The 6811-nt window shown below is 38.1% G+C and carries 4 protein-coding genes and 1 pseudogene; 2 read left to right on the top strand and 3 right to left on the bottom strand.

The annotated features are described in order from the left end of the window. Positions 1–80: 80 nt before the first annotated feature. Both ACMZ6U_RS08555 and trkA read right to left on the bottom strand, forming a co-directional pair. A complete protein-coding gene (locus ACMZ6U_RS08555; RefSeq protein ID WP_416107922.1) occupies positions 81–1523 on the bottom strand; it encodes a TrkH family potassium uptake protein in 1443 nt (480 codons plus the stop codon). Beyond that, entirely contained in the window at positions 1516–2880 is a 1365-nt protein-coding gene (gene trkA, locus ACMZ6U_RS08550) for a Trk system potassium transporter TrkA (protein WP_416107920.1), read from the bottom strand. The genes ACMZ6U_RS08555 and trkA overlap by 8 nt, the downstream gene beginning before the upstream one ends. 264 nt (positions 2881–3144) lie before the next feature. Between trkA and ACMZ6U_RS08545 the strand changes: the two genes are divergently transcribed. After that, positions 3145–3681, top strand: coding sequence for a tRNA (cytidine(34)-2'-O)-methyltransferase (locus tag ACMZ6U_RS08545; protein ID WP_416107918.1), 537 nt, complete (start codon positions 3145–3147; stop codon positions 3679–3681). Between the two features lie 69 nt (positions 3682–3750). On the opposite strand, the pseudogene ACMZ6U_RS08540 reads toward ACMZ6U_RS08545, so the two are convergent. Continuing rightward, positions 3751–4926 (bottom strand): annotated as a pseudogene (locus ACMZ6U_RS08540) (IS256 family transposase). Between ACMZ6U_RS08540 and ACMZ6U_RS08535 the strand changes: the two are divergent. Further along, complete coding sequence (locus ACMZ6U_RS08535; protein ID WP_416107916.1) at positions 4925–6724, top strand: C39 family peptidase; 1800 nt, start codon at positions 4925–4927, stop codon at positions 6722–6724. The pseudogene ACMZ6U_RS08540 and the gene ACMZ6U_RS08535 sit on opposite strands and share 2 nt — an antisense overlap. Positions 6725–6811 lie beyond the last annotated feature (87 nt).

The following is a 6811-nucleotide window of genomic DNA, read 5'->3' as shown; positions in this document are numbered from 1 at the left end:
TTAATAAAAAAAAATAAGGCTTGGAAATGTAACCAAGCCTTATTATATTGTTGATTGATCCGTATTTGATTTATCAAGTGTTAATATTTTGACCAAGTGCGTTTTAAGAACAGAAGAAGCATAGGGTAGATTTCTAAACGCCCTGCAATCATGGCTAGACTCATGAGTAGCTTTGAGAATGGACTAAAGATATCGAAGGTTTCAGCAGTTCCTAACATTGGACCAATATTATTAAAAGTCGATGCTGCTGCGCTAACGACGACCATAAAGTCTTTTTGATGATCAATGCTTAAACAAAAGAGTAGACAAACAAACATTATAATATAAATAGCCAAGTATTTTAGGACACTGTGTTGTGTTTCCTTATCGATAATATTTTCACCGATATGAAGAGACATGATGCGGCGTGGATAAAGTGTTCTTAGCACTTCATTTTTAACAATTTTAGAAATGATTAGGGCTCTAATGACCTTAAATCCACCAGCAGTCGAACCTGCTGACCCTCCTAGAAACATCAATAAGAGGAGAATAAATTGTGCAAATAGTGGCCAAGCTGTTAAGTCTGTAATTCCAAAACCAGTTGTGGTAATCACATTTGTTACTTGGAAGAAAGAAAAACTAACTGTTTGATTGATATTAGTGTAGAGATGACTGACATTTAGGATGATTACTATTGTGGCAACAAGGATTATCCCTAAATAGAGACGCAATTCAGTATCTTTAAAGAAGAGCTTGAACTTTCTCATCAGTATCAAATAATACAGATTAAAATTAATTCCGAAAAGCATCACGCCAAATGCAACAACATAGGTAATGAGGGAGCTATTATAGTGAGCAATAGAGTCATTGTATACTCCAAAACCACCAGTACCGGCCCCTCCCATTGCAGTAATGATGCTATCAAACAGTGGCATACCGCATAGCCATAAAATGAGCGTGAAAACAAGGAACATGCCCATGTAGATAAAATATAGGATTTGAGCTGTATTTTTTAGTTTCGCAACGACTTTACCAAAGACAGGGCCAGGAACTTCAGCTCTCATAACTTCATGATGACCGTTTTTACTATTGCTCATGATAGCAAGTGCAAAAACTAAGACCCCCATTCCTCCGATTAAATGGGTAAAACTTCTCCAAAAAAGAAGGGAGTGAGATAAGACAGAAACATCTGGCAAGGTAGTTGCCCCAGTTGTTGTAAAGCCTGAACTAACCTCAAAGAAAGCATCGATAAGACTAGGGATTTGGCCAGAAAAGACGAAAGGAAGAGCTCCAAAGAAAGACCAGAGTACCCAGCAGAGTGCAACAATCAACATTCCTTCTTTGGTATAAATGTGATGGTTTTGCGGTTTTGACCAACTTCCGAAGCCACCTAAACATAAGAGTAATCCAATCGTATAGAGAATACTTAACTTGATAGACCAATCTTCTTGATAGATGACAGATATGACTAATGGAACTAAGAGCAGTCCCGCCTCAATAATGAGGAGTTTTGATAATAAAAAACGGACCATTGCTCTATTCATGACGAGACCTCTTCATTAAATCATGGATTTTGGTAATATTTTTTAGCAAGGTAATCACAACAATCTTATCTCCAACTTCAAGAATATCTTCACCAGTGGGATAAATCGTTCTCCCTTTGTGGATGATAGCGGCAATCAAGACATTATCTTTTAATTTGATGTTGGATAATTGTTGCCCTGCCATCTTGTTTTTATCCCGAACTTCAAATTGAAGGGTTTCAATACGACCGTTTGCTACATGGTGCATGGCATCCAAGTTAGAGTCTTGGGCATTATCGCGTCCACGAACAAAATGCATGACTGCATCAGCAGCGATACTTTTTGGAGTAACAATACTAGAAGATACAAAGTTATGGTCAATAATTTCGAGAAGACTAGTCCGATTGACCTTGGTAATATTTTTTTGCACTCCAACTTTTTCCAAGAAAAGCGAAGCAATAATGTTCTCTTCATCTACCCCTGTCAAGGTAGCAACGGCATCGTAGTTCGCAGCGCTTTCTTCTAAAAGCACATCTTTAGCTGTTCCATCTCCGACAACGATATTGAGATGGGGGAATTCTTGACTAAGCCATTGCGCGTGCTTTTCATCACGTTCAATCACTTTTAACTTGATTTTGTTGTTTCGTAACAGCGAGAGTAGGTAGTAGGCGATACGACCTGCACCAATAATCATCATATTTTTGATGAGTTTATGTTTAACAAAATTATGAAAAAGTACCATTTCAACACGGCTTCCTGTCACAAAAATACGGTCGCCTGGTAAAATACGATCATTGCCATCAGGGATTAGAATGGTATCTTGTCTTTGGACAGCACAAATAACGATGTTTCCAAATTTTCGACGGAATTCCGAAAGTGACATATGACTTAGGATACTTTGATCAGAAACGGAAAATTCCATAAGCATGACACGCCCATTGACGAAATGCTCAACGGATTTAGCATTAGGAAAGTCAATGCTGTTTGCGATATAGCGTGCAGTCAAAAGTTCAGGATTAATCACTAAAGAAAATCCTAAGAAATTCCGTTCTTTAAAGTAAGTATTAGAGTACTCAGGATTACGAACACGAACAATAGTATCTTTGGCCCCCATTTGTTTAGCAAGAACAGCTGAGATCATATTGACTTCATCCTTATCTGTCATTGCAATGAAAATATCGCAATCTTGAATGTCAGCTTGTTCTAGAATTTTATGATTGGCCCCATTACCAAGTAGTCCAATGATATCGTATCGTTTGGTGAGATGTTTTAAGACACTCTCTTTTTGTTCAATCAAAACGACATCGTGATTTTCTTCAACTAGCGAACGGCAAAGGGCAGCACCAACTTTACCACCACCGACTAGAATTATTCGCATGATTCTCCTCCATAATAATCACATCCTATAATACCCTTTTTTTGTCAAAAAAGCATCCTAGTAAAGGGATTTTATCATAAATTTAAGAAAAAATAGTTGACACTAGTGATGAAAGTGTTATACTTACTATTAAGCTATTCGTTGGTTTAAATCAAACCTGTTATGATTTAAGGTAACGAGTCAACACCAACCACGCTATCTGCTGAGCTTGACTCCGGGTAGCGTGGTTATTTTTATGTCAAAACTAAGCAAAAAGGAGTAGTCATGATGCATGAGAATAATGAGACGTTCTTATATGGGCGAAATCATGTGGTGCTATATCAACCACAGATTCCCCAAAATACAGGGAATATTGCTAGAACCTGTGCGGCAACCAATAGCCCCCTACATATCATTAAACCGATGGGATTTCCGATAGATGACAAAAAAATGAAACGTGCAGGTCTGGACTATTGGGATAAATTAGACATTCATTACTATGAATCCTTGGAAGATTTCATGAAACAAGTTACAGGAGAAGTTTATTTGGTCTCAAAATTTGCGGACAAAGTCTATTCTGACATCTCCTATGCTCAAACTAAAGACCATTATTTCATGTTTGGACGAGAAGATACTGGTTTGCCAGAAGATTTTATGAGAGAAAATACTGAAAAAGCATTGCGAATTCCTATGAATGATGAACATGTTAGAAGTCTGAATGTTTCTAATACTGTTTGTATGATTGTCTATGAAGCGCTTCGTCAGCAAGATTTTCAAGGTTTAGAAAAAACACATACGTATAAAAATGATAAATTAAAATAGCTTGTTTAAGTTTATTAAAGTAGGTACTGTCAATAATTTTGTGTAAACACCTAGTCGAGTTTCTAAATGTTAATCAAATAGACTATCGAGGGTATCAGAACACGCTCCAAAACCTTTATAAACACGGTGTCCAAACTTGAAATTATAGTCTTCAAAAATAGTTACCAAATATCGCTCAAGTGATTCTTCATTTGGAAATACTACTTTCTTTTTACACTGCCTCTTAATTTCTTTATTCAGTGATTCAATCAAGTTAGTCGAGTATATGCTTGGCCAAATACAGTATGGGAGCTGGTAAAAGGTGAATAAATTCTCTGTCTTTTCAAGCGACTCCATCACCTTCTTATAACAAGGTTTCCACTCATCCATAAACTGTCTCAATAACTTCCTTGCATCCTCAAAGCTAGTTGCTCGATAAACCTGTTTAAACCGCTCAATAATAGGAGCGCTGTCTACACGTTTGACTTTACTCGACATATTGCGAGCAATATGAACTAAGCAACGTTGCTTTTTTGCTAAAGGATAAACGTGTTGGATGACTTGCTCCAAGCCATTGAATCCATCAGTGACAACTAGAGACACTTGCTGGACTCCTTGCCTTTGAAGTCGATTGAGAAGGTCACTTCAAGAAGTATTATTCTCATTTGGTGCCATCTCATATCCTAAAACGGATTTATAGCCCTTAGGAGTAATCCCAAGAGCAATATGAACGCATTCTTTACTAACCGTTCCTCGGTGCAAAGGTAAGTATGTCCCGTCAAGATAAAGCACGGAATAGTTTTCCTTAAGTGTGCGCTCGTGAAAAGCAGTGACATTCTCTTGCGTTACTGTTGTGATATTTGACACAGTTGTTGGACTATAGTGATGACCACACATTCGTTCGATAATCTCGCTGATGTCACGAGTTGTGACACCAGTTTGGTAGCGTTTGATAAATATTTTTTCTAGATGATCATCACGTCTGGTATAGGACGGCAATATAGCTGGTGAAAATTCCCCATTTCGATCCCTTGGAATAGCTAAACTTACGGTCCCATATTTCGTTTCAAATTGACGAGGATAGGTGCCATTGCGGCTATTACCTGTATTGTAACCATCTTTTTCATAGGGGCCATATCCAAGAAAAGCTGATAATTCAGCTTGCAAGAGCTCATTCATGGCTGTCTCTAGAGAGTGGCGAAAGAAGTCATCGATATCTTGCTTTTGGGCTAGGAAGTTTAGCAATTCTGTGGTAAACTGGGTCATGGGAATAAATCTCTTTCTAGCGCCCGCTGTTCTAGCTGATCAAGCCTTAGAAACTGTATCGGATCAAACAACACCAGTAGTGGTTTCAGATGATGATATTCCTGCTACTAGTCCTTCAGAAGTGACCAGTCAACCTCTTGAATCAGCGGCGGCGTCAGCTCCTGCTTCAAATGTAGTTAGCGAAGAATCACAAAGTATATCTGCTATACTATCAGAAAATACGATGCCATCGGAAAGTCTCTCAAGTCCTAGTCAGCCAACAAACGTAAATACGACTACAATTCACCTGCGATCAACAACATCTTCTACAGTTTCTGAACTGTCTAAAGTTGATACTAGCGATATTCGTGTTCGTTCACATGTTGAAATATTGGGATGGCAAAACCCTGTTCCGGCCTCACAATTGATAGGAACAATTGGTCAAGGTAAGCGTTTAGAAGCCTTGGAGATTCGTTTGGGAGAGGATATGAATCAGCTAGGTGATATTAGTTATCAAGCTCATGTCCAAGATATTGGTTGGCAGTCTCCTGTTACGACTGGAGGTATAGTAGGAACAACTGGTCAAGGCAAGCGTTTAGAAGCTGTAAATCTCCGGTTAACTCAGGAATTAGCAGTTCATTTTGATCTTTACTATCGAGCGCATGTTCAGGATTATGGATGGTTAAGCTGGGCCAAAAATGGAGCTAATGTTGGTACAGAGGGGCTTTCAAAACGATTGGAAGCTTTAGAGATACAGATATTATCTAAAGGTACCATTTTTACGGGCGATACGCGTCAAGCGTTCATTAAGAGAGTTGAAAAGAGTGCTTCTATCTATTATCGTAGTTATATTGAAAAACAGGGATGGCAAACTGAGGTAATAGGTGGCTCTATAAGTGGAAGTACTGGAAAGAATCAGCAAATAGAAGCTTTAGGAATCCGTCTCCAAACGGATTATCTGGGATCTGTATCCTATGAGGCTCATATTCAGAATATCGGCTGGATAAAAGGTGTTAGAGATGGTGAAATCAGTGGCCAGGGTGGTTCTAATCGTCAAATAGAAGCGTTAAAAATATCTTTGGTGGGTGACATTAGTCAATATTATGATGTTTATTATCGTGTTCATAGTCAAAATAAAGGATGGCTAGGCTGGACAAAAAACGGTTTAGCATCAGGTACAGAAGGATTTGGTTTAGGCATTGAAGGTTTTGAAGTTACTTTGGTTAAAAAGGGAGCTAAAGCACCTAAGACAACAACTGCTTTTGTGAAAAAAGAAAATGAAAAGATTGTTTCTAGAACCTATCCTATGCCTTATTTTAATCAACGTGATTTACGCTGGTCGTCAAAATATTATGGACCATACACGATGGGCGATACGGGATGCGTACCCACTTCATTAAGTATGGTCTTTACTGCACTGACCGGTAAAACAGTTGCTCCTACGTCAGTGGCAGATTGGTTATATCAAAAAACGTCTGAATTTAATAAAGTTGTACCAGGAACGCGTGCACCAGGAATTGTTAAAGCTGCAGCTGCTTGGGGACTAGAAGCAACAAATCTTTCTAATTATAATAGTCTCATTGCTGCTTTGCAGGCTGGGCATCATGTTTTGGCAGCTGTAGAGAAGAATGTTTTTGTTCAAAATGGTTCTCATGAAATTGTCCTAAAGGGTTATAATAATGGTAAGGTTCACGTTACAGATCCCTATACTCAATCTCTTAATGGATGGTACGATACTTCATATATCTTTAATACAAAAAGTACAGATAAAGATGATAACGCATTAGGATTACCGTTCTTTAAAATAACGCATTTATAATGAGCTAGCGATTGACAACTATCCTATTTGAAATAACTTCCTAAAATACTTTTATAACAAAACGCATCTTATCAAGGGTTAAATAAC

The sequence above is a fragment of the Streptococcus pluranimalium genome (genome assembly GCF_047785745.1).
Taxonomy (GTDB): Bacteria; Bacillota; Bacilli; order Lactobacillales; family Streptococcaceae; genus Streptococcus; species Streptococcus pluranimalium_B.
The sequence above is the reverse complement of the archived record's forward strand: the minus strand, read 5'-3'. Positions and strand labels throughout refer to the sequence as shown.